Raw genomic sequence first — 25,412 nt, 5'->3', positions numbered from 1 at the left:
ATAAAATGGGTTGCAGGAGGTGCAAAGATGGACTATATGACATTAAAAGAAACTAGCGAAAAATGGGGAGTTTCATCCCGACAGATCAATTATTACTGTACCGATGGACGCATACCTGGTACTGTCAAAATGGCCGGTGTCTGGCTAATTCCAAAAGAGGCAGAAAAGCCTGTGGATATGCGAACGAAACAAGGAAGGGAATTAAAACATGAAACCATATAAAATATTGATCATTGAAGATGATCCTGTTATTCAAGGTGAATTGGAAACTCTTTTGCGCGGCAATGGCTATACTGCTGTTTCAGTAAAGAATTTTTCAAAGGTGAACGATACGTTTAGAACAGAAGAACCACACCTTGTCTTATTAGATATTAAATTGCCAAATGAAAGCGGCTTTTCTATCTGTTCTCAAATTCGCAGCAATTCAAATATCCCTATTATTTTTGTGACAAGCTGCAATACCGATATGGATGAACTCAATAGTATCATGCTGGGCGGCGACGCCTTTATTACGAAGCCTTATCATACGGCCATCCTGCTGGCGAAGATTGCCTCCCTGCTCAAGCGAGCATATCCGGTACAGCAAAGCGAGCAAATGACCTGCGGGGGTGCGGTGCTGCGCTTGGAATCCAGCAGTCTGGACTATGACGGGCAGAGTGTGGAGCTGACCAAGAACGAACTGAAAATCCTCTATTACCTGTTCAAAAATGCGGGGAAAATTTGCGCCCGCGGAGATCTGGTAGAGTTTTTGTGGGACAACCAACTTTATGTGGATGACAACGCCTTGAGCGTCAACATCAACCGCATCCGGGAGAAATTGGCGGGCATTGGACTAACCGATTTTATTAAGACCAAGCACCGGCAAGGGTACATGATATGAATAGCAGACGATATTGGAAAAACAGAATCCCGTTTTTGCTAACCAACCTGATCTGCATGGTGGCCCTCATCGTGTTCCTGCTGGTGTGCGGTAACTCCATCTCGGTGGTGCTTCTGATTCTCGTGGTGTGGGCGGTGGTTCTGCTGTCGGGACTGTTCCTCACCTACTGGAAACGGAAACAGCAGATGCAAAAACTTTTAGATATGGCTGGATGGCTGTCGGAACGCTATCTTATTTCCGAAGTGATGGAGCTGCCGGAGCAGGCAGAGGATCAGGTGTACTACCAGCTTTTGAAAATGGCCGGGAAGTCTATGCTGGAGCAGATCGGGGAGGTTCGGCGGGAGCGCCTGGAATACAAGGAGTACATTGAGCAGTGGATTCACGAGATCAAGACGCCTATCACCGCCATGAAGCTGTTATGCGAAAATCACCGGACGGACTGGACAAAGGAACTTCTTCTGGAACTGGAAAAGACCAACCGCTTTACCGAACAGGCGCTCTACTATGCCCGCAGCGAACACACCGAGAAGGATTATTCCGTCCGGGAAATGTCCTTGTCCCAAGTGGTGCATCAGGCGATTGCGGACAACAAATACCTGCTGCTTCAGAGCGGGGTGCGGCTGGAAGTAGAGGAAATGGCGGATACGGTTTATTCCGATGAAAAATGGGTGCGGTTTATCCTGAACCAGCTGATTGCCAACGTAGTCAAGTATCGGTCCGGACAGCCGGTTCTCCGCTTTTCCACCCGCAGGCAGCAGGATCAGGTAATCCTCGTGGTGGAGGACAACGGCATCGGGATTTCTCCCGCCGACCTGCCGCGCGTCTTTGAGAAGGGGTTTACCGGGCAGAACGGGCGCATGGTCCAGCAGTCCACGGGCATCGGCCTGTACCTGTGCAAACGGCTCTGTGACAAGCTGGGCATCGGCATTGCGGCGGAATCATCGGGACAAGGAACCGCCATTTCCCTGGCGTTTCACATCAACTGTCTGATCCATGAAGTGCAGGGCTGATTGTAGTCCTGCACTTCTTACATTTTTGTTAGAACTTTGTAAGAAAACTTGATACAAACGCCGTTCGCACTATTTTACAATAGAGAGCAGAGGTGATAGTTATGAAAGAAGTATTGAAGCTGGAACATATCCAGAAATATTACGGTAACGGCGGGAATGTCACAAAAGCCATTCAGGACATCAGCTTTTCCGTGGAGGAAGGGGAATTTGTGGGGATCATGGGCGCGTCCGGCTCCGGCAAGACCACCCTGCTCAACTGCATTTCCACCATTGATACCGTCAGCGCGGGACATATCTATTTAGATGGAACCGATGTGACCGAAATCAACGAAAAGCAGATTGCCCGGTTCCGCCGGGAGAACCTGGGCTTTGTGTTTCAGGATTTTAACCTGCTGGACACCCTGACCATCTCCGAAAATATCGCCCTGGCGCTGACCATCAACAAGGTCTCCGCAGGCGAGATCGATGGTCGGGTGCGGGAAATAACCAGAAAGCTGAACATCACAGATATTCTGGACAAATACCCCTATCAGGTGTCCGGCGGCCAGAAGCAGCGGTGCGCCTGCGCCAGAGCCATCATCAACAATCCCAAGCTGATTCTGGCGGACGAACCCACCGGCGCACTGGACAGCCATTCGTCCCAGATGCTGCTCTCCACCATTCAGAGTATCAATGAAACCCTAGGAGCAACCATTCTGATGGTGACGCACGACGCCTTTTCCGCAAGTTACGCAAATCGTATTCTCTTTTTGCGCGACGGCATGATTTTTACGGAAGTTCGCAAAGGCAACGATTCTCGCAGGACTTTCTTTAACAAGATTTTGGATGTCCTCACCATGATGGGAGGGAATTGAAATTATGCTTGCAAGTCTTTCACATCGTAATATGAAACGGCAGTTAAGTGAATACAAGATTTTTTGGTTTTCCCTTATCGGCGTTGTTGCCCTTATGTATGCGTTCAATTCTCTTATTGTTTCTCGTACTATGCAACAGCTTTTTCGTCTATTTGCCGAGAGTGGAAACGGTGATATTGGCGTGATTGCCACCCTTTTTTCTGCCGTCGTTGTATTTGCATTTGGGTGGTTTATCAGCTACATGATGGACTTCATCTTGCAGCGTCGCAGCAAGGAAATTAGCACTTATATGATATTGGGTGTAGAAAAAAGCGACATTTGCAAAATGATATTTAAGGAAAATGCTTTTTTGGGCCTTATGGCTGTTATTGTGGGCTTTGGCTTTGGGATTTTAGTTTCTAAAATATTAGAAAGTTTTGTTTCAAATTTATTCCACTTTCAAGAAGCATTATTAGCTTTTCTTTCTGTATCAGCAGTCGGCTTGACTTGCATCGAATTTTGCATTGTCTATATAATCGCACTGATTAAGACGAATAGAAAAGTGCAAAAGATTAAATTGATAGATCTGTTGAATTACAGTCGGAATAACAGTAGTGTTTGTGAACACCAATCTAAAACTGGCTTCATGTTTTTGCTGGTTTCTATGGTAATGCTCATTGTAAGTTTCTATTTGTTTGCGGGAACAAAACAGACAGTGGCAAGCATTACCGCAGGTGCAGTTTCGGCAATGTTGGGGCTGTTGTTCTTCTTTCGAGGATTTATTTATATCATACACGAAATGTTCAATAAATCTCGAAACTGGAAATACAAAGGAAGTCGTTTAGTTACCTTACGAATGTTCCTTTCAAAATCCAATAAAATGAGTTTCTCATTAGGTGTGATCTCAATCTTATTCACCTGCACCATCGTTTGTATCGGTATGACAAATGCTTTTTATCAAGTGATGGAGAAAGCAGTTGTTATGCAGCCATTCGGCCTTGAGATTGTTCATGTAGGTGAGAACAGTGATTATAGCCAATATTCCTCATTCTTGAATGAACGCATTGATGTAGACAACCAATATTCCTATTGCTTATATACGGATAAAAGCACACAATTTACTGACATTAGAAATCGAGTCTTAACAGAATACTGGAACAGGGCAGGCAAAACCGTGTCAATCAACGACTATGTTATTGCAGAAAACCAGTACGATGCCTTTATGAAATATAGTGATTATTGTAATTTGCGGGCAATGTTGGGCCTGCCTCAAATACCATTGTCAGAAGAGCAGTACATCATTCATTGTCTGCCATATCTGAAAGATACATTTGCAAATTTTCAGATTGAAAAAGGCACTCTGGTTTGCAAGGATATTTTTACTGAGGCGTTCTCACAGTATGGTGGATATGGTAATGGCCAAGATTTTGTAATCGTTGTCCCGGATCACTATATTGAAAATATGGAAGCAATGTACAGCCTCTATGTTGCCCAATCCGAAACAGTGATTGATATGTCTGAATTGGAAAACGAATTTCCGCAAGTTATGTCATTGAACTCCAATGTGGTTGCTTCCGGGGAAAACGGATACACAACAAAAATCCTCGATAAAGGAAACTATTATTACACGGGCAAATTAGCAAGTACACCTACCAGCCAAGCTATTTTAATTATTTTGCCATTGTGCTACTTGTCGCTGGTTATCGGCATAATTAGCATTGTAATACTCGCTGTCCAGCTTTTGACGGAAGTTAAAACAATAAAGCGTCAATATGATGTAATACGAACAATGGGAAATGAAGTGGTTGTTCTTGAAAAAATGTTGAGAAAGCATATTTTCCTTTATTTTACTCTGCCACTTGTTCCTGCTTTGGTCGTAGGTAGCTGCTTATTAAAATCAATGAGCGATGCGCTTTTTGTGGCTTCTTATGATGTGCCTGTATTTGATAATCTAGTCGCATTGATAGCGTCTGTTGTTATAAGTGCTTTACTGATTTTTACACTCATTTATTTCCTTTATATGTTTATCACTTCTCAAACTATGAGGAAAGAAATAATCCCCATGACATTGGAGAAATAAACAGAATAAAAACTTCATCTGCCGGACGACGGCAAAAGAAAAAAGCCGTCGTACAGCAACTTTTTTGACACGCCTATATGACTAGCGGCGGCTTTGAGGAATCAAGGCCGCCGCTTTATTATGCCCGAAGGAGTGTGATACCAAGATTGGCGGCCTAGAAAGGGAGTCGCCATGAGAGCAGTAATATGTAATTCATCAAAAAAAGCCTTTCTCATGCAGCGACCTCTTACGCACCACCACCGGCAGCATCCTACTGGTTAATCGGCAATCAGAAGGTATGGAATAAATATGACGCCAGTTTCCAGCTTTGGGAGACTGGCGTTTTCTTTTGTCGTTTTTTGTGGAATAGCCCCGAATTGTGCCGGTGCCGTTCTCCGCCCCATTTCGGCTCACTCGCCAACTGGACCCGTGAACCGAAATGGAGGTACATAATGCAGAAAATCAATCTTCGGGAGCTGTATCCCGATATTTATAAAACAGATACTTTTTTGGAAGTGACCGATGAAGTACAAGCTGTGTTCCTGGCAGATAAACGAGCTGAAGCACGATACCTGCGCCAGATGTATAACTACAAAGCGCACTACTCTCTTGACTGCGACAATGGCATTGAGAAGGCAGTGGTGCAGTACCCACCGACCCCGGAAGAAATTCTGGAGGACAAGCAGCTCCGTGATCAGCTCTATGCTGCGGTGATGGAGCTACCGGACAAACAGGCCAAGTGGATTTATGCCCGGTTTTACCTGGGCATGACCGTCAAGGAAATTGCCCAGGCTGATGGTGTTGATCTCAGCTGGGTATATAAGAGCATCAAGCGCGGCTTAAAGTATCTGGCCAAGAAAATGGAAAAAGTTTAATTTACATGGCCAAAATATCGCTGTTTTCTTCACTACTATTAGAAGGACAATTTTTCCCCTTCATTGGCACATTGACAACTGAATAGACGGCATTTCTGGTACATAACCCATGTATGAGCGAATCAGGCGCGCCGCCAAGAAGGACAAGCCAAGGAGGTGATGAATCGGCTGTCTTGAGCGATCAACGTAAGCCTGGAACCTGGAGATGGCACTTCAGGGCGCGGTGACTGCATGGGGGCTTAAAGATACTTCTTCACGGCCTCCTAAAGACTTGGGAGGAACCCTGCGGCGCACGAGTAAAACGACGCTGCGGAGTTATGACAGCCGCGCCAGCGGAGACCAGAAGTGCCCCCATCGTCAGGGGTGCGTGGCAAATGTGGCGAAAAATAACCGATTAGATCAGGAAAGCTGTACCCATTTACTGTTAGCAACAGCAGATCGCAATGTGGATACAGCTTTCTTTTCAAAGTCAGATTGGATCTATGTCAATACTTTAGACAAAAAAAGTTGAAAGATTATGCTGCTTTTTTGAGTTCCTCATCCTCCTTTTGCTGTGGTGTCAGATAACCGATAGAGCTATGGATCCGTTTACGGTTATACCAGCCCTCTATGTATTTAAAGATTGCTCTGCGAGCTTCCTTTAAATCCTGGTAAGTATGAAGATAGATTTCTTCCTTTTTCAGTACGGAATGGAAAGATTCCATACAGGCATTATCGTATGGATTTCCCTTACGACTAAATGAATGCAGGATTCCTTTACTGCCCAGGCAGTCTTCAAATGTCTGGCTCGTATACTGACTTCCAAGATCACTATGAAGGATGATCCCCTCGGTATCCCTGACATTCAGGCATGCGTTTTCTACCGCTTTAACCGCCAGTTCCGCCGTCATAGATGTGCCATAGGCATACCCTATAATCTTTCGGCTGCACAGATCCATGACAGAAGCCAGATAGGTCCATCCTTCTTTCTGTACATGGATGTAAGTGATATCCGTACACCATTTCTGGTTGATGGTCTCCGTCCCAAAATCACGCCTCAGGATATTTTTCTTATCCTCCGGGATGCTGCCATGGTTGGCATGATGATTGTACTTCTTTACTACGATAGAGCGCAGTCCCTGCTCTGCCATATGCCTCTGCACCCTCTTGACGCTGCAAGGTGTACCATTATCATTCAGCACACGGCATATTTTGACAGCCCCATACCTTTGTTTTGAGTCATCATATGCCTGTTTCACTTTCCTGCCGAATTCCGCATATGCCTTCTGCTTATTCGAGGGTACACAAACCAGAGCCTTGTAATAGGTACTCCTTGGGAATTTCAGAGCGCTGCAAAGCTGAGATACACAGTAGCGGGTTAAGTTGTTCTGGATAAAGGAAACAATCTCGGCTATAGTTCTTTCGCGAATAAGGCGGTCGCTTTTTTTAATATTTCATTCTCAATCTTAAGGCGTTGGATTTCTTTCTGGAGAGCCTTATACTCCTTAAGGGTGACCGTCTCCTCCCCGGATACTTTGATGGGGGAGAGCTGTTTTACCCAGTTGCTGAGTGTGCTTCGATTTACGCCATATTCACGCTCCAGTTGCGGATACGAGGTTCCTCCGGCATTATACAGATCCACGATCTGCTGCTTGAATTCCGGAGTGTAAGATTTCTGGTTTTTCGCCATGTAAAACATCTCCTTTGCTTTTTCACTTGATAGTATAGGTTGTTCAACTTTTCCTGTCCACACTTATATACTAACACCAGTAGATACAATGGGCGAAAAGAAGATTACAAGCTATGAGGATTTTATAAAAGCGTTAAGATGTGGGGAAAATAGTATACTTTTTAAATTCAGGCGAAACAATCCTGAAAGATATGCCTATTATGCTGAACAGATGGGAGCGGGTTTTGGACGTAAAAATCCAGCGAAAAAGCAATATATTAAGTGGTTAGAAGAAGAAAAGAAAAAACGCAGTGAAATTTTGGCAATTCCAGACATAAGGGCAAGGCATAAGGCGATAGCTGAAAATATGGCTCTGTTTGGACGATAAAGAGAAAACGAGGTAGATCACATTATGGATAAGGACACACTTATAGATAATTTGCTTGCGAATTATGGCAAATATGGCGTTACCAGAGCCGAATTAGAACCGATTATAGATGATGGTATACAGAACTATGATTTGTCATTAGAAGTTATTTACAGCGGTTTGAGAATGAGCCTTGCATTTGCATTTAATGAGCATGAGTATTTCTCTTTAGATGATGTGGTGGCGATAACCGGGAAGAACTTTTACAGCGGATAGAGCAATGCAGACAGGAATTGATAGAAGCCGGAGAAAACCCGGACGAGTATTTCAAGCCTGTAGAGCCACAGAGGGCAGCAGTCTATTACTTCCCAAACGGTTTGCATTAACGGAATTTATTCTTGAATTTATCTGGGGATTATGCTATATTATAGATACAAAAGAGGAAACAACCGCCCACAAAGTGGTTGACCTCCGACTAGGTTATAAGCCTACCTTCACCAGCCAAGTGACAAGGTAGGCTTATTTATTTTCGCTTGTTCCTCTCTGATATTCTATCATATTCTTTCTTTTATGACAATTCCCAGATTCCCCACATGTATTATTTTTCTTTTGAATAGTCTAAAAATATTATTAATTAAATTATACCATTTTCTGTTGACAATAACAGCAACAACAAGTATGATTTTGGTATAAATTTATTTATAATTATTTTTGGACTATTTTAGGGAATGAGAGGGAACGGCTTATGTGTAAAATATACGGTTATGTAAGAGTTTCTACAATCCAACAGAAAGTAGAAAGGCAGATAAACAATATTATAGGATTCAATGGGGATGCAATCATTATATCCGAAAAGCAATCTGGCAAAGACATAGATAACAGGGCAGAGTTTAAAAAACTGCTGAATAAGGTAAAGCCGGGAGATACAATAATATTTGATGAGGTCAGTAGAATGTCAAGAAATGCTGATGAAGGCTTTTCTCTGTATATGGAATTTTTGAGTAAGGGTATTTCCCTTGTGTTTCTGAAAGAGCGGCATATAGATACAGACGAATACAAACGCCGGACACAAAAGCATATAGAGAAAGTATCATCCAGTAATAAGAAAATGGATAACCTCATAAACGGAATACTGGAACTTGTGGCAGCGTTTGAGCAGGAGAACTTGAAAGACAATATCCGGCTTGCGTTTGAACAGGCAGAGCATGAGAGACAGTTTCTTATTAAACGAGTGACAGAGGGTAAGGCTACTTCAAGTAAGAGGCAGGGCAGGCCAGAGGGAAGTTGCAATATAAAGACAGATAAAGCAGATCATATAAAGCAAACTATAAGGGATTTATCAAAGGATTTTGACGGTAAGTATTCCGATGCTAAGATATTGAGGGAATATTTGCATAACACATCAAAAGGAACATACTACAAATACAAGAAAGAATTGAAAGAAGAAATAGCCTAATAACACATAAACCTATTGAGGATATCGGCTACATAGATACCCTTTTGTTTTGCATTAAATATCATGCCGTGGGAGTCTTATAGGGAAACGTCGCATAGGGGTAGTTAGTGCCTTTTTCTGCCGGGCATTTTCAAAAAGACTTAGTCTTGTTGCCATTCTGAAATATTTTAAAATTTTCAAAAAGGCGGTTTTGTGATAAAATAGAAGAGAAGTCGTTGCTTTTGTGGGCTGACTTCTCTTTATATCCTGCATCTACTGAAATTATAGCAAATGGGTAGGTGCATTGCAATGACGAATGAGCAAATTGTTTCTGAAATTAGGAACGGTTATTCTGTAACGGATTCTATGCAATTACTGTATGAAAGCAATCTGCCATTGATTAAGAAATTCATAAAGCCATATACCGCCTATGAGCCTATGGAGGATTTATTACAGGAAGCCTACTTCGGATTATGGGGTATTGTGGAGCGTTACACAACCGACAGAGAGAACAGCATAATAAAAGAGATATTCATAAATAATCGGACAATGGCAGCAGTAGCCAGAGAACAGGGCGTAACCATAGACAGAATACGCCAGATAAAGGAAAAGGACTGCGGCGGTTACGGATAGGCAAGGCAAAGCGTGAATTATTAGAAAAATTTGATATTGTGGAAGCCGGGGCATATAGAAACAGTATGAATAAATTCAATGAGCATGGGTTTACTTCTACGGTGGAGTATATCGCTTTACGCAGGGCAGCATTACAGGCAGAGTATGAAAAGCACAAAAGACAGGTAGAAATTATGCTTGAGCAGAGAAAAAGAAAGTGTCTGTAAATAGCGGTTAAATGTAAAGCGTAACTCTATTGTAACACCATATATAGCTGAAAAGCCTTTATTTTCAAGGGTACACAATTATGTAAGAGATAAGCAATCTTTTACGAACAGAAAAGATATGGAAAACCCACAGACAGATTTTGTTTGTGGGTTTTTTTATAGAATAAACTGTGGTATATTTATTTTAGAATCGGAAAGAATGGAGGAACAAGAAATGCCGGAAATTTCATTGTTTTATGGGATACGAGTGACCATGTATTATGACGACCATAACCCGCCGCATTTTCATGCTGAATATAATGGGAATAAAGCAATTATTGGAATTGATGAAGCAAGAGTGATAAAGGGAGCACTGCCGTCAAGACAGTTAAAATTGATTTTGGCATGGTGTGTTCTGCATCAGGATGAATTGATGCAGAATTGGGAACTATCGAAGGATGGGAAACCTTTGAACAGAATTAATCCATTGGTGTAACGGAGGTGATGGTATGTTTCCAAAGGTGGTACAGGTGATACCAATGCGGGATTACTCGGTATATGTATATTTTGAAGATGGAAAAATTGTATATTATGATATGTTACAGATGATTGAGAAAGAGGCTTTTTGCTGCTTAAAGGATGTTGAATTATTTATGGACAGGTGTACCGTAATGAATGATACACTTGCTTGGGATATCAGTGGAAATTGGGATAATACAACATGTCTTGATATTGATCCGGACACATTGTATGCACTGCCGCTTGCCAAAGATGCCATTGCATAGAGCATAGAATACTTGAGTGGATAGTATGTGGCGCTATGAAATCATACGGGTAAGTGACAGGTAACTGACACATTCCTTGAAAATGCCGGAAAATAAGGCTTTGAAATTATGTAAGAGATAAGCAGAACAATTATACAGATGCAAGAATATGGACTCCGCAGGTTATCCTGCGGAGTTTTTATCTTAACTTTTCAGGTGATTAGGGGTATAATAAATGCAACGTACTATGGAGGTGATATTATGTGTGATGTTAAAAAATATGAAAAAATCTATGAGGATATACAAAAATTGCAGCCGGAAGACACTTTACAGCTTGTATTGGAGGCCGAAACAGAAGAACAAAGAAGTTTTTATGAAATGGTGGGTGATTTTCTTCTGCAAAAGAGGCAGAGACAGGTAATAGAAAGGAATCTCTTTAAATGATAAACTGTCAGCAGAAATAAAAGGTATTGTGAGAAAGGTGATCAGGCTAAATAAAAGAGGAATCCGAATTGTTTTGACGGACATAAATCATATTTTGAATGGGATGATTAAAATAAAATGAGTGAAAAGGGAGAAGCGGCTGTTCCATGTCTGATTAGCCATTTCTTGGCTTATATAGTGTCTGTGTGTTTGTGAAAAAGTACTGCAATGCTATTTTTATTGTTACAGAATGAAAGATTCCTATTTCCCTTTTCTTACCTCTTTTTTATGAGGGTAATGTGATATATTTATATTGGTTTTAGATAGAGTGTGAAAGGTAGATGGTGTAAAAATATGAATTTGCAAATGGATGATAGAGTTGCCTGGGAATATCATAGTAATGCGCAAAAGATACGAGTTATTACAGAATCTTGGGTGAATAACAATTTATTTTGTCCATATTGTGGAAATACATATATAAGACAATTTGAGAATAATAGGCCTGTGGCAGATTTTTATTGTCCGAATTGTTTAGAAGAATATGAATTGAAAAGTAAAAAGGCTTCTATTAATAACAAGATTGCAGGTGGGGCATATGACACAATGATAGAGAGAATTAACTCTATTAACAATCCAAATTTCTTTTTTTTGCATTATGGAAAAGAAGATCTTAAAGTGAAAAATTTTATAATGGTTCCAAAGCATTTCTTTGTGCCAAGTATAATAGAAAAGAGGAATCCGTTAGCTGATACAGCGAGACGAGCAGGGTGGGTAGGGTGTAATATCGTCTTAAGACAGATTCCTTGCGAGGGAAGAATATACATCATCAAGGATGAAATTGAGCAGCCCATTGACAGTATTATTGCAAATGTTAAGAAAACAATTTTTATAAAGCAATTTAAAATAGATGCAAGAGGATGGATAATTGATATATTAAACTGCATTAATAAAATAGATGGGGATGAATTTACATTGAATCAGATATATCATTTTGTAGAAAGCTTGGCATTAAAACATCCGGAGAATCATTATATCAAGGATAAAATAAGGCAACAACTGCAAATTTTAAGAGATAAAGGAATTATAGAATTTAAAGGAAGCGGTCATTATAAGAAATGTTAGTATGATGAGAAATGGTGTATAATTATCATTGAGACTGTAAATAATCTTGTGTCTTTGGAGAAATAATCTTTACTGGTAGGAATCAGATATGTAGAAATCTGCTGTCGAATATCATTACTTTTATGTTGTCGAATTCTTTTTATGATAATAGTATTACCAGATAGTCAGGTTTTATACATATTTATTGATTTTTGGCACACCAATCAGACATTAGCAGCAGAAACTCTTTCCGTGGGCTCTGCCCACACCCGGCCTCCGGAATAAGACCGGGAATTTCTGGCAATACTGCTAATGCCGATGAAATAAGGCCGGAACGTTTTGATGCGATATGTCGTTCCGGCTTTTCATTTTACAGGTACCGGGTAAGCCTCTCCCCGTACAGGACGATCAGCTGGTTCAGCACCTGGTCCCAGTTTCTGTAACGCTGTGTCCATTTTTGATCACATTTCCACTGGCAAGATAAAGCATCTTTTCCAACGCGCTGTCGCTGGGGAATACACTCTTTGTCTTTGTCACTTTCCGATACTGGCGGTTCAGTCCTTCTATGATATTTGTAGTATACATGATACGCCGGATATCATCTGAAAACTGAAAGAAGGAACTGATGTCTTCCCAGTTATTCTCCCAGTTACTTATCGCATAGGGGTATTTCCTTCCCCACTTTTCTTTGATCTTTTCCAGTTCTGAAAGAGCAGATGTTTCATTGGGGGCATTATATACTGCCTTGAAATCTGAGGAAAATTTCTTCAGGTCACTGTAATTGACATATTTGAAAGAATTGCGTAGCATATGGATGACACACCTCTGGATCTGGGCATCCGGATAGACTGCCCCTATCGCTTCCTTAAAACCGGGAAGCCCGTCCACGCAGAAGAACAGTACATCCTGTACACCGCGGTTTTTCAGATCATTTAACATGCCCAGCCAGAACTTGCTCGTTTCATTAGCTCCTACTGTGATGCTCAGGATATCTTTGTAACCATCTGCTGTGATGCCCAGCACGATATAAGCCGCCCGGCTTAAGATGCGCCCATCCTCCCTGACCTTGTAATGGATGCAGTCCATGAACACAAAAGGATAGATCGGATTCAACGGACGTGACTGCCATTCCTTTATTTCCGGCAGGACCCTGTCTGTGATCTTGCTGACCATTTCTGCTGACAGTTCCATCCCGTAAAGATCTTGTATCTGGTCATGGATGTCTCTTGTGCTCATGCCCCTTGCGTAGAGGGATATCACTTTTTCCTCTATCCCGGAAATATCCCGCTGGTATTTTGGGATCAGTTTTGGCTCAAATTCCCCTTCCCTGTCCCTTGGGACATCGATCTGGAACTCACCATACTGACTCTTCAATGTTTTAGGGGTATGTCCATTTCTCTTATTGGATGTAGGAGCCTCTCTTTTCTGATTCTTTTCATAACCGAGAGACGCATCCAATTCTGCCTCCATGAGTTCCTGAAGGATATCCTTGAAGCTGTCTCTGAGCAGGCTGTAGACATCAGCTACGCTGTTTAGGTTGTTATCTGCAATAATCTGTCGAATCTGTTCTTTTGTTGCTGGCATAAAAAATCCTCCTTTTCGATAAGAATTGTCATATCTTGATTCTTACCAAAAAAGAGGTATTTTTTTCCAAAGACACAAATTATTCTACACTACCTTATCATTTGGGGGGAGGCTTCAATAAATGTTAAAGCTTCCCCTTTTTGTTTAGATCTATTTCAAAAACATCTTAATCAACCGCCCATTGATTTTCCTATAAGGCTGATACCTCATGGGCAGATCAAGCCATGTCTTTTTATCCACAATACTTTTCTCATGTGTAAATGTTCGGAAGCCCTCCTTCCCATGATACGCCCCCATACCGCTCTCGCCAAATCCGCCGAAGCCCATTTCGCAGGTAGCAAGATGAATAATGGTATCGTTGACGCATCCGCCGCCAAACCCACACCGAGAAGTCACCTTTTTTACCGCCTGCCGGTCGTTTGAAAAAATATAAAGGGCCAAAGGATGAGCCATAGACTGAATGTTGCGAATCGCTTCATCCAGAGAATCAAAGGTCAGAATCGGCATAAGCGGCCCGAAGATTTCTTCCTGCATCACCCGATCGCCAAACGTAACATTATCTATTACAGTCGGTTCAATCTTTAACGTCCCGCGGTCCGATTTTCCGCCCCAGGTTACCTTTTGGGGCTCAATCAGTCCGGTAATTCTGTCAAAATGCTTCTCATTAATAATCTTCCCGTAATCCGGTCTTTCCAAAGGCTGTTTGCCAAACTGTCTTTGTATCTGTTTTTTTATCTCTTTGACCAGCCTATCCTTTATCGTCCTGTCGCAGTAAATATAGTCCGGTGCAACACAGGTCTGCCCGCAGTTTAAGAATTTGCCAAAGACAATCCTTTTCGCGGCAAGTCTAAGGTTTGCACTTTTATCCACAATGCAGGGGCTTTTTCCGCCAAGCTCAAGAGTCACAGGAGTGAGACGACAGGAAGCATGCTTCATAACCTCCTTACCCACTGACTGGCTTCCTGTAAAGAAAATATAATCAAAATGCTCCCTAAGAAGGCAGGTGTTTTCAGCCCGTCCACCCGTAACAACACAGATATATTTCTCATCGAAGCATTCTTTAATCATAGAGTCTACAATTTTACTGGTACATGGCGAATATGCACTTGGTTTCAGTACAGCCGTATTCCCTGCTGCGATTGCGTCCACAAGAGGACTAAGAGTCAAAAGAAACGGGTAGTTCCAGGGGCTCATAATCAGCACCGTCCCATAAGGAGAGGGCTTCTTATAGCTTCTGGAATAGAATTGTGCAAGGGGAGTTGGCACAGTTTTCTCCTTTGCAAAGGAGCGGACATGCTTCAGCATATAATTGATTTCACTGAGAACGAGTCCAATTTCGCACATATAGCTCTCAAAACCGCTTTTGCCAAGATCCCTTTTCAGTGCCTCATTGATCATATCTTCATGCTTCAAAATGCTTGCCCGTAATTTCTTCAATGCCTGAAGCCTTGCGTCAACGTCAAGAGTAGCGCCTGTGTAAAAATATTTACGTTGATTGGTTACGATATTTTTAATTTCCTGTTCATTCATAGCGTGTCTCCTTTTGAAATTTTTACATTGACAAATCTTCTATCATCATATAGTAAAATTTTTCCAACTCCTTTGCATCCATCAGTACAGGTACAGGATAGAGAGGATTTCCCTCTTTATCTGCATAGTGGGAAAGCTTGGGAATGTCTTCTTCACGAATTTCTTTCACGGTATCTCCAATGTCAAAGCGTTTCTTCATATCCTTAATTGCCTCAATGAACTCTTTGGCAGCTACATCATAGGGTGTGCCTTTAACAGAAATACCCGCTGCCACTGACAAATGGTATAATTTTTTATGTATGCGTGAACCGTATACCTCCAGCACAAATGGAAGCAGGATTGCATTTGCAAGACCGTGAGGCACGTTGTACTCTCCGCCTAAGGAGTGAGCCACTGCATGGACATATCCCACGTAGGATTTGGTAAATGCGCATCCGGCATAGAAGGAAGCGTGCAGCATATTCCGCCGTGCGTCCATATCATTGCCCTGAGTATAAGCCTTGTCAATATTCTGGAAAATAAGGCTGACTGCCATCAATGCATTCTTTCTTGTGCCGTAGGTGGTGGACCTTCCAATATAAGCCTCCACCGCATGGGTCAGCGCATCCATTCCTGTGGTTGCAGTAATGAATGGCGGCAGGCTTAAAGTCACTTTAGGGTCAAGGACAGCATACCGCGGAATCAGAGGAAAATCGTTAATCGCATATTTGTATCGCGTCTCAGCGTCGGTGATAACGGCAGCGAGGGTTGTCTCACTTCCAGTTCCGGCGGTGGTTGGGACAGCAATCAGGAGAGGAAGCCTTTTGTGTACCTTCAGGATTCCCTTCATTTTGGCAAGGGACTGCTTAGGCTTGGCAATACGTGCTCCAACTGCCTTGGCACAGTCCATACTGGAACCGCCTCCAAACCCGATGATGCCGCTGCAGTCGTTTGTCTGGTACATATTAAGCGCTTCAGCGACATTTACAGTGGTAGGATTGGCGACAGTCTTGTCGTAGATATAATAGGAGATTTGGTTCTGTGTAAGGACTCTCTCAAGGCGTCGAGTTAGCCCAAGGCCCATGATTCCGGAGTCTGTGATAATGAGAATACGTTCACATCCGTGTTTTCGTAAAATTTCTGGAAGCGCTTTCACGCTGCCCACAATATCCGGTTTCCGGTAGGGGAGAAAGGGCAGAGCAATTTTAAGTCCTGCCTGAAATGTTCTGCAATAGAGTTTTCTTAGTTGATTCATGGTAGACAGCATCCTTTCTGGAATAATCATATTGAATTTTATACCAGTGAAACCTTGATTTGTCAATAAGAAACGCTGGAAAACCTTTCATTATAATAAGTATGAATGGAAATGTAAGGTCAAAATGTGTAACAGTTCAGCCTTCCGGCTTCACTGTTACGGAATCCGCCCATTTTAAAGTTTGCCTGCGGCAAAGAGGCGGATTCCCAGCTGCTCCAATTCATTGGCTGCTAACCGCGCAGCAAGTGCACGGTTGCAGGCTGAACTGTTACTAAAATGTAAACATATATCAAAAGATAGGTTGACATTCGGGGAAAGTATACGATATAGTTATCTCAGATTATAAAATAAAGATAAGGAAGTAGATCAGAATATGACATTTATTGAACAACTGAAAGAAAAAATATGGAGTGGCGACGATATTCTAAAGGAGGAGGCAATATTGCTGTACCAGGAGCCTTTGGAGGAGCTTTGCCAGGCAGCGAATGAGATTCGGGAACATTTTTGCCAAAATAGATTTGATATCTGTACGATTATCAATGGAAAGAGTGGAAAATGCTCGGAGGACTGTAAATATTGCGCCCAATCAGCATACTACCACACCTCTGCTAAGGAGTATCCTCTCCTTGACACAAAGGAGATTGTGCGTCAGGCAAAATATAATGCACAGCAAGGTGTGCTTCGTTATTCTATCGTGACATCAGGCAGGGCTTTAAAGGCTTCAGAATTAGAGCAGATGTGCGAGGCGATTCGCGTGGTCAGAGAGCAGGTGGATATTAAGGTCTGCGTTTCCTTCGGGCTGCTTAACGAGGAGCAGTTTGGCGCAGTAAAGGCAGCAGGCGCATCCAGAGTACATAACAACCTGGAAACATCCCGCAGGAATTTCCCGAATGTCTGTACCACCCATACATTCGAGGATAAGGTTCAAGCCATCAAGGCAGCGATGGCAGCAGGATTAAGCGTATGCAGCGGCGGCATCATGGGGCTTGGCGAGACGGTGGAGGACCGGATTGATATGGCGTTTACCTTAAGAGAGCTTGGAATCAAGAGTGTTCCAGTTAATATGCTGAATCCAATATCAGGGACGCCCTATGAGGGAAATGTTCGACTGACCGTGGAGGATATGAGAAGGATTGTGGCAGTCTACCGTTTTATCCTGCCGGATGGGTCTATTCGGCTTGCAGGAGGAAGAGGATTGATGGAGGATAAGGGAGAGGGATGCTTTGGCTCTGGAGCAAATGCTGCCATTTCCGGAGATATGCTGACGACGGCAGGGTATACGATCGAGACGGATATGGAGATGCTGCACCGGCTGGGATATGAAGTAGGCCTGATCTGACAGGCAAGAAGGCAATACTGACAGCCTTAGCTGTCAGTATTGCCTTTATCATTCGTCACGTCTCCGCTGTCGCTTAGAGAGATTGTGTCTCCCAGAAGCGCCGGCTCTGGCTTCACCAGAGTAAAGCCTACGTCCTTCAAGCGTGCTAATACTTCTCTGGATTTCCGATAGGTATCCCCCTTGTAGACTGCTGTATCACATGGAACGCCCCGTACATTAAGGTCAAATGCCATGGCGTCATAGACAGCGCGGTACAGATGGTATTCCTGAGTCACCACAACCAGGCTCTTTGCCTGAAAGATTTCCTTTGCCCTGTATATACTGTCATAGGTAGAGAAACCTGCATGGTCCATGAAAATACATTCAGATGGCACTCCCTGGTCTATGGCATAGGATTTCATTGCATTGACCTCGTCATAGTCGTCGCTTCCGTGATCTCCGCTCATGATGATTCGGTCCGCTGCGCCCTCCTTATATAACTGAATTCCAGTATTCAGCCTTTCTTTTAACATAAGACATGGAGTACCGTCAGGCTTCACCTGAGCACCCAATACAAGAATAGCGTCAGCCTTCTCCTTGGATTGTAGGAGCGCTTCTTCTGATGAGATGGCATCTCCAGCCTTATGCTTCACATAGATATCTGTGCCGAACAAAATAACTGCGCCGATTATGGCAATGAAACACCCATATTTGATGAAACTTTTGGTATTCTTTTTGAACATATTTTTCTCCCCGTATTTATATCTGATGTTCTTTATTATAGTGAGTAGTATAGAAGATTTCCAGGCAGGGTGCAACCAGGTTAAGAGAATATTAAGCAATTTGTCTGCCCTATAAAAGTGTACAAGAGCAGTAAAAAGAAAGATTTAGCCCACAGCCGTATATGCCGGCTGCTCGTGACGGGGGCATTATTATTCATGATTCTAAGATTTGTGTTAATGCTTATAAATGTTGTTGGATTATGTGCATTGCCCGAATCGGAGATAGAATTGGTAGATACAGGATATTCTTATCGTTTTGAAATGGCTTTGGGATATGGCCAGTATCGTTATGATGAGCTTATGACAGGAATGGAGCTTGTGAGTAATAAAGCCTTCTGTATTGCTTTTACGCTGCTGTCATATCTGACGAAGGATTTGCCGTTTTTGATTATATTGCTCTGTCTTAGGAGGATGCTGAATGGGATTAGGAATTCACATTCTCCCTTTGTCCCTCAGAGTGTAATTGATACACAGCTTATCGGGCGGTTACTGCTTCTGACAGGGTTTTCGGGACAGGGATTTTGCAAATGGGGATTGGGCTTCTGGCTTTTCACAGACCATATCTGATGAATCCCTTAGAATTCTCCTTAATATTTTCCGGAGTGGTCGTACTCCTAGCAGGGGATATTTTAAAGCAGGGCTGTGAGTTTCAAGAATTTTCAGATGAAACTTTGTAGAAGGCTTCATACAGCGCTCAAAGACAGGAGGAGTACAGAAATGGCAATTATATTAAGGCTTGACAGAGTTATGGCTGACCGCAAGATGTCTTTGAATGAATTGGCAAAGAAAGTAGGCATATCGAATGTGAACCTTTCCAATCTAAAGACTGGAAAAGTGCGGGCAGTCCGTTTTTCGACTCTGGACGCCATCTGTGACGTGCTAGACTGCCAGCCGGGAGATATATTGGAGTACCAGCGGGAAGAAAAGCTGTGAAATGTTATACTGGACGAAAATCAGGATACAGAGTAGAATATAGAAAGATGCGTAATGAAAGGGGAGTGAAATGAGCATGGGAGAACAACTGACTAGGAGTGACGTACAGAAGATAAAGGAAGAAATTGAATATCGGAAACTGGTGGTGCGTAAAAAAGAGCTTGAGGCGGTTAAGGAGGCAAGAGCCCAGGGAGATTTAAGTGAGAATTTTGAATACAAGGCGGCAAAGCAGGACAAGAATCGTAATGAGAGCAGAATCCGCTATCTGGAGAAGATGCTTAAAAATGCCAGGATTGTCTCAGATGCTTCCAGAGATGATGAGGTGGGAATCAATAATACTGTGGAGGTTTATTTTGAGGATGATGATGAGACGGAAGTTTATCGACTTGTCACCAGCGTGCGCGGGAATTCGCTGCAAGGATTAATTAGTATCGAATCCCCCCTTGGAAAAGCGATTCGGGGACATAAAGCGGGTGACCGTGTGAAGGTAAAGACCAACGGTGAGAACGGATATTATGTGGTAATCAAAAGGATTGATAAGACTACGGACGACTCCAATGATACACTTCGTAAATATTAATGCCGGAAAGAGAGTATTCTTCAGGGGGTGAGGAAAAGCAATTTTGCTTTTCCTCACCCCCTGACTGGTATATAAAATTTTATTAATAATATGGGTTGACAAATTATATTATACGGAATATAATATAAGCATCAAAACAATATAGTTAAGACATATATTATTATATTTTAAGCAAAGGAGTGAGAACATGGTATTTAACACCGGAGCAGCCCTCCTTGATGCTATCGTACTGGCGGTTGTATCCCGTGAAAAAGAAGGGACTTACGGATACAAGATTACTCAGGATGTCAGGACGACCATCGAAGTATCAGAATCCACATTGTACCCTGTGCTGCGAAGGCTCCAGAAGGATGAATGCCTGGAGGTATACGACAGGCAGATTGACGGACGGAACCGGCGTTATTATAAGATAACGGTGAGGGGCAGTGCACAACTGGATCTATATCGGGTAGAGTGGAAGAATTATTCGGTCAAGATTAATGATTTATTTGAGGGAGGGATATCTGTATGAATCGCATAGAGTTTATGACAGAGTTGGCAGCATTATTACAGGATGTTCCGGAAGAGGAACGTAGAGATGCGATGAAGTATTACAACGATTATTTTGACGATGCCGGAGAAGAAAATGAGTCCCAGGTAGTCGAAGAATTGGAAAGTCCGGCAAAGGTAGCGGCCACCATTAAGGCAGATCTTGAAAGCTCATCGAAGGAACACGGTGAATTTACGGAGAAGGGCTACAGTGATTCGAGATTCGAGCACAAAGAGATGCCAGTGGGAAGAGAAGATAAGGAGAACAGTTACCGTTATGGCAGCAGCCAGGAGAATAACTACCGTGGACATAATTATCAGGATAACAGCTATCAGGGAGGCTACAGTAATGAAGAATATCAGGGACACGGTTATGAAAGTGCCGGACAGACACCGCCCAGGACGAATAATGTATTGAAGGTATTTCTGATTATCATGCTTGTGATCGTGGGTCTGCCTATTGTACTTCCGGTTTCCATAGCAATTATTGTAGTCATTTTCGCAGGAATCATTTCATTGATTGCGGTATTCGGATCATTAGTGATTGCGTCTGTGGCAGTTGCATTTGCCGGAGTGTGTGTGTTCATTGCAGGACTGGTAAGTCTGGTGCCAGAGCTGGCGGTAGGCTTAGCCCTGATTGGGACAGGAATTATTCTGACGGTTATTGGAGTTGTGGCGACAGTGGCCAGCGTAAGACTGTGTATCATCGTTCTTCCAGGAATCTGCCGTGGATGTGTATGGATTTTAAGAAAGCCATTTCAGAGAAGGGCGGTGGTTTAGATGAGGAGAGGATGGAAGATATTTTGGATTGTGTGCGGCGCAGCGATAGCAATCGGTTTTTTATTCTGTGCAATCGCATGGGTCATGGGGATAACGACAGATATGATATATAACAGGTTTCCTAACGGGATTGGCTGGGTCAGCGATGACAGAGGGCCGACAGCGGAGAATATACATGAGACTTTTACCGGTGTGACGGAGATTGATATGGATTTGGCTGCCGGAGAGGTGTATTTCGTACAGGGAGAAGGCAGCGAGGTACGTGTGGATACAGATAACTTAAGTCAGCGTCTTGGCTTCAAGTGCTATATGGACGGCAATGAGTTAAAACTTACCAGCAAAAAAAGATTTTCCGGCGTTAATAATATAGGTAGAGGGACGATTACAGTCTATATACCAAAGGAGATGACGTTTGAGGAGGTTTCCTTGAGCATGGGCGCCGGAAGCTTGGAGGTATACGAGATTTATGCCAGAGACTTTTCTGTGGAGATTGGCGCTGGAGAAGTAGTGATTAACAAGTTTCAGGCTGACGAGGCGGAATTTGAATGTGGTGCCGGAAGTATTACGGCCAGCGGAGACGTCCGAAGCTTGGCGGATATCCACTGTGGGGTGGGAAGCATCGCATATACCGCGTCTGGACGCGAGGAGGAATACAACTATGATATCGAGTGCGGTGTCGGTGAGGTTATATGCGGAGATAACTCCTACTCAGGGCTTGGCAAAGACAGGCATATCGACAATAATGCAGATAAAGATATATCCATCGAAGGCGGCGTGGGCTCTGTGATTATAGACTTTGACATTAGCAGAGAATAGGCATATGCCGTAACATTATGAAACTATATTATTTATGAATATGAATCAGGAGGAGACAGTATGGAACCGAGAAAATTATATCGTTCAAGAGAAAATCGCATGATCTGCGGAGTATGCGGAGGGGTAGCAGAGTACTTTAATGTAGATGCAACTTTAATCAGGCTGGTGCTGGCAATCTTCGCGTTCACAGGAACCGGAATCTTTGCATACATTCTTGCCGCTATTATTATTCCGGATGCGCCCTCAAGATATTAGTCTGAATAGGATGGAAAGCTATAGGGATATGGAGAGATATGATTTTCCATATCCCTATAACTGGGTCTGCCAAACAGACTCATAAAATCACTGGAAAAATCCTTTGTATATTTTCCCATACCCCTGTCAATACTGAATAGGAAACTACTTAATCCAATGACAGGAAAGGGGTATATTCATGGCAGCAAAGAAAAGCAAGCCGATTAAATTAGAGGAACTGACACAGGAAGAAAAATTAAAGTACGAAATTGCCGAAGAATTAGGACTTCTTGACAGAGTGATGACAGACGGCTGGAAATCTCTCTCATCGAAAGAGACGGGCAGAATCGGCGGACTTATGACAAAGAAGAAAAAGGAGATGAACAACGATTGACGAAAAAGTAACAAAAATATTAAATATATTAATTAGTGTGAACATTTAGCGATAAAGGTTGAAAAGAAAAGATCCATTTGCTATAATCGAAAAACTGGTAATAATCATTGACAGGTGAGAATATGGACAGTAAGATTAGAGTTTTGGATATTAATATAGATAGTTGTTCAGCAAAAGAAGCGATGAAAAAGACCGTGGAATACATGGGGACAGATCCGGTGAACGTTGTGGAGATGGCGACGGTCAACGGTTTAATGCAGATGGACAGCATGGAACAGCTCAAGGAGGATATCTGCAGGTTTGACATGGTTCTTGCAGGGGATAAGACGATTCTGGAGGCTGCGGACATTACAGACAGGAAGTGTCTCCAGGAGACGGAGGGACGTGTATTTCTGCGGATGTTTATGAGATATCTGCATAAGAACCACAAGCGGATTTATCTTCTGGTGGAGTCCGAGGAGGAAGGGCAGACATTTTTTGATTATCTGCAGCGGAATTACTATGGCCAGCAGGTAGTGGGGTTAGCCAAGGTATCCGCACAGAATCGGGCGGATGATATGCTGGTGAATGACATTAACGGCACAGAGGCGGATTGCATCCTTGCAGCTCTTGGCTCTCCTCTTCAGGAGGAGTTCATTGTGAAGAACAGAAGCCTTCTGGATGTCAGACTGTGGCTTGGCCTTGGGAAAGAATACATTCCTGTGACGCGGACGGGGATTGGACAGTGCCGGCTGGCCCAGTTTTTTATAAAGCGAATCTTCAAAAAAGAGATTGAGAAGAGTAAACGCAGATAAGACTTCTGCAAGATATATATAAATCGGGGTTGTTGGAGAAAGAGATTTTCCAGCGGCCCCGATTTGCTGTTTGGCATCTGTGTATACCAGAACGTCTGCCCTTTTTATAATTCTTCGATTTTACAGGAATGTTCTTTTGTCTTTTTGTTATAACTGATTCCCACCGCAAGAAGACGGCCGGTATATTTGGGAGTCTCGCCCAACTTGCCTTTGAAGCGAAGCGCATATTTTTTATCTTTAATCTGTTGAATTGCATCATCAGGAGTGCCATCAACCTTTAATTCAAGAATGAGGGCGTCCATATCCTTCTGGTCAGGATAGAAAATAAAATCTGCGTAACCTTCCCCTGCTTTATCTTCGCGTTTGACACGGTAGCTGTCCCGCGCCGCCAGATAGACAAGGTTCACGACTGCGGACAATTCAAGCTCATTGTTATAAGAAAATATAGGAGACTCTGTATCATGTGCATATTTCAGAATTTCAGCCATTTCCCGTGTATTTCCCTTCAATGTGGCAGTAAGCATCTTTTTTGAAACATTTGCCAGTTGGTAGATGTATCCCAGAGCTTCTTCTTTTTTCATCATAGAAGAAAAACTTTCTGACAGCTCACGGTTTGGAATGAATACTTTGCCGTCTTTATAAGTCAGCATGCCGTAGACAACCATAGCGGAGTAGATTTCCTCTTTTGTTTTAAGCCGCATGGAGGTTGTGGCGTACTCCTGAATGTCTGACGAGATTCCCTCGCCGGCAAAAAGAAGAACAAGGTCATCCTGAACCCCATCGATGTTAGCCTTAATATAACGGAATACGGAATCATAGGTTCCAGAGCTGGTCCAGTAATTCCTTAACTGATGATTGGTGAGCGCACATACGATTGAGCGGGGGTTATATAACTGTTCGTTGCCGGCAGTATGGTAACCATTGTACCAGATACGCAGGTCGTCGCGGGTAAACTCCGGCCCTTCTGAGGTTTGCAGATAGGCTGCATAGAGATTGTCCACCTCAAAGTCGGAGAAGCCAAAGTATTTGCTGAAGCGCTTGGCAGTCGCCATATTATATTCAACAAACATATTTAGATCAGAGCCGTCTGAGTATTTGGCGATTGGCAGGATTCCGGAAATAGCAGGTTTAAATCTTTTTTAATCCCATGGAGAATACGGTTAATATAAGTAAGGTATGAAGCGCAGTTTTCCGGTATCTCACTGAAATCAATATATATGACGTTATAGCTGTTTAGATACTCCTGATAGTTTTTACAGGCGGATTTTTTTAGCTTCTCTGAAATCTCTTGTGAAGAAATCTTTAGTTTGCTAAATAAATCTGAGGAATCGACAGCTTTTCCAAAGAACGCTCCCACCATATTCGCCATGACACTTTTTCCGAATCGGCGGGGCCTTGTGATGCATAAGAAACGCTGACTTGTACCGAGAGCAGGAATAAGCTCTGCAAGCAGTTCGGTTTTATCAACAAAGTATCTGTCAGATGCGGTAATCTTGTAGGAATCATATGGAATTGTGGTGTTTAAAAATAGTCCCATGCCTATATTCCTCCTAAAATAAATCGATGCAGGGTTTACTTGTTTTACTATAATTATATCGGCAATATTTTATTCTGGCAAGAGAGGACGCCGGATAAGTTTTCGTCACTATGTACATGAACATAAATCGAAAGAATTTCTTAAAACTTGAGTAA

The 25,412-nt window shown here is 42.7% G+C and carries 33 protein-coding genes and 1 pseudogene; 26 read left to right on the top strand and 8 right to left on the bottom strand.

The window, feature by feature from the left end:
- Positions 1-27 precede the first annotated feature (27 nt).
- The 7 genes from GN277_RS19480 to GN277_RS19450 all read left to right on the top strand — a co-directional run bounded on the left by GN277_RS19480 (position 28) and on the right by GN277_RS19450 (position 6,168).
- The gene (locus GN277_RS19480; protein WP_159752837.1) at positions 28-222 is read left to right on the top strand and encodes a DNA-binding protein; all 195 of its coding nucleotides are present in this window, start codon (positions 28-30) and stop codon (positions 220-222) included.
- Positions 209-880 carry a response regulator transcription factor gene (locus GN277_RS19475; protein ID WP_159752835.1) on the top strand — a complete coding sequence of 224 codons (672 nt, stop codon included), beginning with the start codon at positions 209-211 and terminating at the stop codon, positions 878-880. The genes GN277_RS19480 and GN277_RS19475 overlap by 14 nt, the downstream gene beginning before the upstream one ends.
- Positions 877-1,890, top strand: coding sequence for a sensor histidine kinase (locus GN277_RS19470; protein WP_016307575.1), 1,014 nt, complete (start codon positions 877-879; stop codon positions 1,888-1,890). The genes GN277_RS19475 and GN277_RS19470 overlap by 4 nt, the downstream gene beginning before the upstream one ends.
- Positions 1,891-1,991: 101 nt before the next feature.
- Positions 1,992-2,744: an ABC transporter ATP-binding protein gene (locus GN277_RS19465; protein WP_159752833.1), complete on the top strand. Its 753-nt coding sequence runs from the start codon at positions 1,992-1,994 to the stop codon at positions 2,742-2,744.
- 4 nt (positions 2,745-2,748) lie between these two features.
- Positions 2,749-4,803, top strand: coding sequence for an FtsX-like permease family protein (locus GN277_RS19460; RefSeq protein ID WP_159752831.1), 2,055 nt, complete (start codon positions 2,749-2,751; stop codon positions 4,801-4,803).
- Between the two features lie 431 nt (positions 4,804-5,234).
- Positions 5,235-5,657, top strand: a complete 423-nt coding sequence (locus tag GN277_RS19455) for a sigma-70 family RNA polymerase sigma factor (RefSeq protein ID WP_159752829.1) — start codon at positions 5,235-5,237, stop codon at positions 5,655-5,657.
- Between the two features lie 205 nt (positions 5,658-5,862).
- Positions 5,863-6,168, top strand: coding sequence for a hypothetical protein (locus GN277_RS19450; RefSeq protein WP_159752827.1), 306 nt, complete (start codon positions 5,863-5,865; stop codon positions 6,166-6,168).
- Between the two features lie 4 nt (positions 6,169-6,172).
- On the opposite strand, the gene GN277_RS19445 is transcribed toward GN277_RS19450, so the two are convergent.
- On the bottom strand, positions 6,173-7,030 hold the full coding sequence (locus GN277_RS19445) for an IS3 family transposase (RefSeq protein ID WP_244324987.1): 858 nt from the start codon (positions 7,028-7,030) through the stop codon (positions 6,173-6,175).
- A gap of 17 nt (positions 7,031-7,047) precedes the next feature.
- Positions 7,048-7,326: a transposase gene (locus GN277_RS30420; protein WP_244324759.1), complete on the bottom strand. Its 279-nt coding sequence runs from the start codon at positions 7,324-7,326 to the stop codon at positions 7,048-7,050.
- An 88-nt stretch (positions 7,327-7,414) separates the two neighbouring features.
- On the opposite strand from GN277_RS30420, the gene GN277_RS19440 reads away from it, so the two are divergent.
- From GN277_RS19440 to GN277_RS19400, 9 genes are all read left to right on the top strand, one after another.
- Positions 7,415-7,693 (top strand): hypothetical protein, encoded by a 279-nt coding sequence (locus GN277_RS19440; protein WP_159752825.1) that lies wholly within the window; start codon positions 7,415-7,417, stop codon positions 7,691-7,693.
- Between the two features lie 24 nt (positions 7,694-7,717).
- The gene (locus tag GN277_RS19435; RefSeq protein ID WP_159752824.1) at positions 7,718-7,948 is read left to right on the top strand and encodes a hypothetical protein; all 231 of its coding nucleotides are present in this window, start codon (positions 7,718-7,720) and stop codon (positions 7,946-7,948) included.
- A 469-nt stretch (positions 7,949-8,417) separates the two neighbouring features.
- Positions 8,418-9,128 (top strand): recombinase family protein, encoded by a 711-nt coding sequence (locus GN277_RS19430; RefSeq protein ID WP_159752823.1) that lies wholly within the window; start codon positions 8,418-8,420, stop codon positions 9,126-9,128.
- A 288-nt stretch (positions 9,129-9,416) separates the two neighbouring features.
- On the top strand, positions 9,417-9,740 hold the full coding sequence (locus GN277_RS19425) for a sigma factor (RefSeq protein WP_159752822.1): 324 nt from the start codon (positions 9,417-9,419) through the stop codon (positions 9,738-9,740).
- A 65-nt stretch (positions 9,741-9,805) separates the two neighbouring features.
- Positions 9,806-9,946 carry a hypothetical protein gene (locus GN277_RS19420; RefSeq protein WP_159752821.1) on the top strand — a complete coding sequence of 47 codons (141 nt, stop codon included), beginning with the start codon at positions 9,806-9,808 and terminating at the stop codon, positions 9,944-9,946.
- A gap of 214 nt (positions 9,947-10,160) precedes the next feature.
- Positions 10,161-10,421: a DUF4160 domain-containing protein gene (locus GN277_RS19415; RefSeq protein ID WP_159752820.1), complete on the top strand. Its 261-nt coding sequence runs from the start codon at positions 10,161-10,163 to the stop codon at positions 10,419-10,421.
- A 13-nt stretch (positions 10,422-10,434) separates the two neighbouring features.
- Positions 10,435-10,710 (top strand): DUF2442 domain-containing protein, encoded by a 276-nt coding sequence (locus GN277_RS19410; RefSeq protein WP_159752819.1) that lies wholly within the window; start codon positions 10,435-10,437, stop codon positions 10,708-10,710.
- Positions 10,711-10,950: 240 nt separating this feature from the next.
- The gene (locus tag GN277_RS19405) at positions 10,951-11,133 is read left to right on the top strand and encodes a hypothetical protein (RefSeq protein ID WP_159752818.1); all 183 of its coding nucleotides are present in this window, start codon (positions 10,951-10,953) and stop codon (positions 11,131-11,133) included.
- Positions 11,134-11,466: 333 nt separating this feature from the next.
- Complete coding sequence (locus GN277_RS19400; RefSeq protein WP_159752817.1) at positions 11,467-12,234, top strand: DpnI domain-containing protein; 768 nt, start codon at positions 11,467-11,469, stop codon at positions 12,232-12,234.
- Positions 12,235-12,583: 349 nt separating this feature from the next.
- Here the strand turns inward: GN277_RS19400 and GN277_RS19395 are convergent.
- From GN277_RS19395 to GN277_RS19385, 3 genes and pseudogenes are all read right to left on the bottom strand, one after another.
- Positions 12,584-13,797 (bottom strand): annotated as a pseudogene (locus GN277_RS19395) (IS256 family transposase).
- A 150-nt stretch (positions 13,798-13,947) separates the two neighbouring features.
- The gene (locus GN277_RS19390) at positions 13,948-15,327 is read right to left on the bottom strand and encodes an aldehyde dehydrogenase (protein ID WP_159752816.1); all 1,380 of its coding nucleotides are present in this window, start codon (positions 15,325-15,327) and stop codon (positions 13,948-13,950) included.
- Positions 15,328-15,349: 22 nt separating this feature from the next.
- Positions 15,350-16,561, bottom strand: coding sequence for an iron-containing alcohol dehydrogenase (locus GN277_RS19385; protein WP_159752814.1), 1,212 nt, complete (start codon positions 16,559-16,561; stop codon positions 15,350-15,352).
- Positions 16,562-16,934: 373 nt separating this feature from the next.
- Between GN277_RS19385 and bioB the strand changes: the two genes are divergently transcribed.
- Positions 16,935-17,900, top strand: a complete 966-nt coding sequence (gene bioB, locus GN277_RS19380) for a biotin synthase BioB (RefSeq protein WP_159752812.1) — start codon at positions 16,935-16,937, stop codon at positions 17,898-17,900.
- A 26-nt stretch (positions 17,901-17,926) separates the two neighbouring features.
- On the opposite strand, the gene GN277_RS19375 is transcribed toward bioB, so the two are convergent.
- Complete coding sequence (locus tag GN277_RS19375) at positions 17,927-18,622, bottom strand: SanA/YdcF family protein (RefSeq protein WP_159752810.1); 696 nt, start codon at positions 18,620-18,622, stop codon at positions 17,927-17,929.
- 117 nt (positions 18,623-18,739) lie between these two features.
- Between GN277_RS19375 and GN277_RS19370 the strand changes: the two genes are divergently transcribed.
- From GN277_RS19370 to GN277_RS19330, 9 genes are all read left to right on the top strand, one after another.
- Positions 18,740-19,228: a hypothetical protein gene (locus GN277_RS19370; protein ID WP_159752808.1), complete on the top strand. Its 489-nt coding sequence runs from the start codon at positions 18,740-18,742 to the stop codon at positions 19,226-19,228.
- Positions 19,229-19,378: 150 nt separating this feature from the next.
- Positions 19,379-19,594 (top strand): helix-turn-helix domain-containing protein, encoded by a 216-nt coding sequence (locus tag GN277_RS19365; protein ID WP_159752806.1) that lies wholly within the window; start codon positions 19,379-19,381, stop codon positions 19,592-19,594.
- 76 nt (positions 19,595-19,670) lie between these two features.
- Entirely contained in the window at positions 19,671-20,174 is a 504-nt protein-coding gene (greA, locus tag GN277_RS19360; protein WP_159752804.1) for a transcription elongation factor GreA, read from the top strand.
- Positions 20,175-20,361: 187 nt separating this feature from the next.
- A complete protein-coding gene (locus GN277_RS19355; RefSeq protein WP_159752802.1) occupies positions 20,362-20,685 on the top strand; it encodes a PadR family transcriptional regulator in 324 nt (107 codons plus the stop codon).
- The gene (locus tag GN277_RS19350) at positions 20,682-21,482 is read left to right on the top strand and encodes a DUF1700 domain-containing protein (RefSeq protein WP_159752800.1); all 801 of its coding nucleotides are present in this window, start codon (positions 20,682-20,684) and stop codon (positions 21,480-21,482) included. The genes GN277_RS19355 and GN277_RS19350 overlap by 4 nt, the downstream gene beginning before the upstream one ends.
- Positions 21,483-22,298, top strand: coding sequence for a DUF4097 family beta strand repeat-containing protein (locus GN277_RS19345; protein WP_159752798.1), 816 nt, complete (start codon positions 21,483-21,485; stop codon positions 22,296-22,298).
- Positions 22,299-22,358: 60 nt separating this feature from the next.
- Complete coding sequence (locus tag GN277_RS19340; protein WP_159752796.1) at positions 22,359-22,553, top strand: PspC domain-containing protein; 195 nt, start codon at positions 22,359-22,361, stop codon at positions 22,551-22,553.
- Positions 22,554-22,731: 178 nt separating this feature from the next.
- Positions 22,732-22,926: a small, acid-soluble spore protein, alpha/beta type gene (locus tag GN277_RS19335; RefSeq protein ID WP_159752794.1), complete on the top strand. Its 195-nt coding sequence runs from the start codon at positions 22,732-22,734 to the stop codon at positions 22,924-22,926.
- A gap of 122 nt (positions 22,927-23,048) precedes the next feature.
- On the top strand, positions 23,049-23,720 hold the full coding sequence (locus tag GN277_RS19330) for a WecB/TagA/CpsF family glycosyltransferase (protein ID WP_159752792.1): 672 nt from the start codon (positions 23,049-23,051) through the stop codon (positions 23,718-23,720).
- Positions 23,721-23,824: 104 nt separating this feature from the next.
- Here the strand turns inward: GN277_RS19330 and GN277_RS19325 are convergent, their stop codons facing one another.
- On the bottom strand, positions 23,825-24,790 hold the full coding sequence (locus tag GN277_RS19325; protein WP_322101263.1) for a PD-(D/E)XK nuclease domain-containing protein: 966 nt from the start codon (positions 24,788-24,790) through the stop codon (positions 23,825-23,827).
- 2 nt (positions 24,791-24,792) lie between these two features.
- The gene (locus GN277_RS31225; protein WP_322101262.1) at positions 24,793-25,257 is read right to left on the bottom strand and encodes an AAA family ATPase; all 465 of its coding nucleotides are present in this window, start codon (positions 25,255-25,257) and stop codon (positions 24,793-24,795) included.
- Positions 25,258-25,412: the final 155 nt, after the last annotated feature.

It is taken from the genome of Sporofaciens musculi, from assembly GCF_009830285.1.
Classification (GTDB): Bacteria; Bacillota; Clostridia; order Lachnospirales; family Lachnospiraceae; genus Sporofaciens; species Sporofaciens musculi.
The sequence above is the reverse complement of the archived record's forward strand: the minus strand, read 5'-3'. Positions and strand labels throughout refer to the sequence as shown.

What these genes read in the sequence shown, in the direction of transcription:
- GN277_RS19385 (WP_159752814.1), bottom strand. Translation starts at nt 16,561, where the DNA reads ATGAATCAACTAAGAAAACTCTATTGCAGAACATTTCAGGCAGGACTT.
- GN277_RS19330 (WP_159752792.1), top strand. Translation starts at nt 23,049, where the DNA reads ATGGACAGTAAGATTAGAGTTTTGGATATTAATATAGATAGTTGTTCA.
- bioB (WP_159752812.1), top strand. Translation starts at nt 16,935, where the DNA reads ATGACATTTATTGAACAACTGAAAGAAAAAATATGGAGTGGCGACGAT.
- GN277_RS19325 (WP_322101263.1), bottom strand. Translation starts at nt 24,790, where the DNA reads ATGTTTGTTGAATATAATATGGCGACTGCCAAGCGCTTCAGCAAATAC.
- GN277_RS19465 (WP_159752833.1), top strand. Translation starts at nt 1,992, where the DNA reads ATGAAAGAAGTATTGAAGCTGGAACATATCCAGAAATATTACGGTAAC.
- GN277_RS19355 (WP_159752802.1), top strand. Translation starts at nt 20,362, where the DNA reads ATGGTATTTAACACCGGAGCAGCCCTCCTTGATGCTATCGTACTGGCG.
- GN277_RS19435 (WP_159752824.1), top strand. Translation starts at nt 7,718, where the DNA reads ATGGATAAGGACACACTTATAGATAATTTGCTTGCGAATTATGGCAAA.
- GN277_RS19375 (WP_159752810.1), bottom strand. Translation starts at nt 18,622, where the DNA reads ATGTTCAAAAAGAATACCAAAAGTTTCATCAAATATGGGTGTTTCATT.
- GN277_RS19450 (WP_159752827.1), top strand. Translation starts at nt 5,863, where the DNA reads ATGGCACTTCAGGGCGCGGTGACTGCATGGGGGCTTAAAGATACTTCT.
- GN277_RS19430 (WP_159752823.1), top strand. Translation starts at nt 8,418, where the DNA reads ATGTGTAAAATATACGGTTATGTAAGAGTTTCTACAATCCAACAGAAA.
- GN277_RS19460 (WP_159752831.1), top strand. Translation starts at nt 2,749, where the DNA reads ATGCTTGCAAGTCTTTCACATCGTAATATGAAACGGCAGTTAAGTGAA.
- GN277_RS19390 (WP_159752816.1), bottom strand. Translation starts at nt 15,327, where the DNA reads ATGAATGAACAGGAAATTAAAAATATCGTAACCAATCAACGTAAATAT.
- GN277_RS31225 (WP_322101262.1), bottom strand. Translation starts at nt 25,257, where the DNA reads ATGGGACTATTTTTAAACACCACAATTCCATATGATTCCTACAAGATT.
- GN277_RS19400 (WP_159752817.1), top strand. Translation starts at nt 11,467, where the DNA reads ATGAATTTGCAAATGGATGATAGAGTTGCCTGGGAATATCATAGTAAT.
- GN277_RS19420 (WP_159752821.1), top strand. Translation starts at nt 9,806, where the DNA reads ATGAATAAATTCAATGAGCATGGGTTTACTTCTACGGTGGAGTATATC.
- GN277_RS19345 (WP_159752798.1), top strand. Translation starts at nt 21,483, where the DNA reads ATGAGGAGAGGATGGAAGATATTTTGGATTGTGTGCGGCGCAGCGATA.
- GN277_RS19455 (WP_159752829.1), top strand. Translation starts at nt 5,235, where the DNA reads ATGCAGAAAATCAATCTTCGGGAGCTGTATCCCGATATTTATAAAACA.
- GN277_RS19425 (WP_159752822.1), top strand. Translation starts at nt 9,417, where the DNA reads ATGACGAATGAGCAAATTGTTTCTGAAATTAGGAACGGTTATTCTGTA.
- GN277_RS19475 (WP_159752835.1), top strand. Translation starts at nt 209, where the DNA reads ATGAAACCATATAAAATATTGATCATTGAAGATGATCCTGTTATTCAA.
- GN277_RS19340 (WP_159752796.1), top strand. Translation starts at nt 22,359, where the DNA reads ATGGAACCGAGAAAATTATATCGTTCAAGAGAAAATCGCATGATCTGC.
- GN277_RS19410 (WP_159752819.1), top strand. Translation starts at nt 10,435, where the DNA reads ATGTTTCCAAAGGTGGTACAGGTGATACCAATGCGGGATTACTCGGTA.
- GN277_RS19365 (WP_159752806.1), top strand. Translation starts at nt 19,379, where the DNA reads ATGGCAATTATATTAAGGCTTGACAGAGTTATGGCTGACCGCAAGATG.
- GN277_RS19470 (WP_016307575.1), top strand. Translation starts at nt 877, where the DNA reads ATGAATAGCAGACGATATTGGAAAAACAGAATCCCGTTTTTGCTAACC.
- GN277_RS30420 (WP_244324759.1), bottom strand. Translation starts at nt 7,326, where the DNA reads ATGGCGAAAAACCAGAAATCTTACACTCCGGAATTCAAGCAGCAGATC.
- GN277_RS19480 (WP_159752837.1), top strand. Translation starts at nt 28, where the DNA reads ATGGACTATATGACATTAAAAGAAACTAGCGAAAAATGGGGAGTTTCA.
- GN277_RS19350 (WP_159752800.1), top strand. Translation starts at nt 20,682, where the DNA reads ATGAATCGCATAGAGTTTATGACAGAGTTGGCAGCATTATTACAGGAT.
- greA (WP_159752804.1), top strand. Translation starts at nt 19,671, where the DNA reads ATGGGAGAACAACTGACTAGGAGTGACGTACAGAAGATAAAGGAAGAA.
- GN277_RS19335 (WP_159752794.1), top strand. Translation starts at nt 22,732, where the DNA reads ATGGCAGCAAAGAAAAGCAAGCCGATTAAATTAGAGGAACTGACACAG.
- GN277_RS19440 (WP_159752825.1), top strand. Translation starts at nt 7,415, where the DNA reads ATGGGCGAAAAGAAGATTACAAGCTATGAGGATTTTATAAAAGCGTTA.
- GN277_RS19405 (WP_159752818.1), top strand. Translation starts at nt 10,951, where the DNA reads ATGTGTGATGTTAAAAAATATGAAAAAATCTATGAGGATATACAAAAA.
- GN277_RS19415 (WP_159752820.1), top strand. Translation starts at nt 10,161, where the DNA reads ATGCCGGAAATTTCATTGTTTTATGGGATACGAGTGACCATGTATTAT.